General features: G+C 68.3%; 1 protein-coding gene. It reads left to right on the forward strand.

The window, feature by feature from the left end:
- The coding region (locus ACYVDE_RS25620; RefSeq protein WP_460504322.1) for an acyl-CoA dehydrogenase family protein at positions 1 to 587 on the forward strand (587 nt) is incomplete at both ends.

The following is a 587-nucleotide window of genomic DNA, read 5'->3' on the forward strand; positions in this document are numbered from 1 at the left end:
TGGAGGCGCTGCCCAACGGCCGCTACCGGCTGCACGGGGCCAAAACCTTCGCCTCGGGGGCCGGGCACGTGAGCCGGCCGCTCATCACCGGGGCGCTACCCGATGGCAAAGGCTGGCAGCTGTTCGTGCTGCCAGCCGAAGTGCAGGCCCCGCTGCTCGACCGCTCGTTCTGGCAACCGCTGGGCATGCGGGCCACCGCCAGCTTTCGGGCCGATTTGACCGGGCTGGAGCTGGATGCCGACGACCTCATCGGCCCACCCAATGCGTATTATCAGCAGCCGGCGTTCAGCGGCGGGGCAATTCGGTTTGCAGCGGTGCAGCTGGGCGGGGCCGAGGCAGTATTCGAGGAAACCCGAAACTTTCTGCGCGGCCTGGGCCGCACCGACGACCCGTACCAACGTCAGCGCCTGGGTGAAATGGCCATTTTGCTGGAAAGCGGCCACCAGTGGGTGCGCGGCGCGGCCGAAAACGCCGCCCGGCCCGGGGCCGCCACGCCCGAAGGCTCTGAAACTACCGTGGCCTACGCCAACATGATGCGCACGGCCATCGAAGCCATTTGCCTCGACATGCTGCGACTGGCCGAGCGG

It is taken from the genome of Hymenobacter agri, assembly GCF_054778495.1.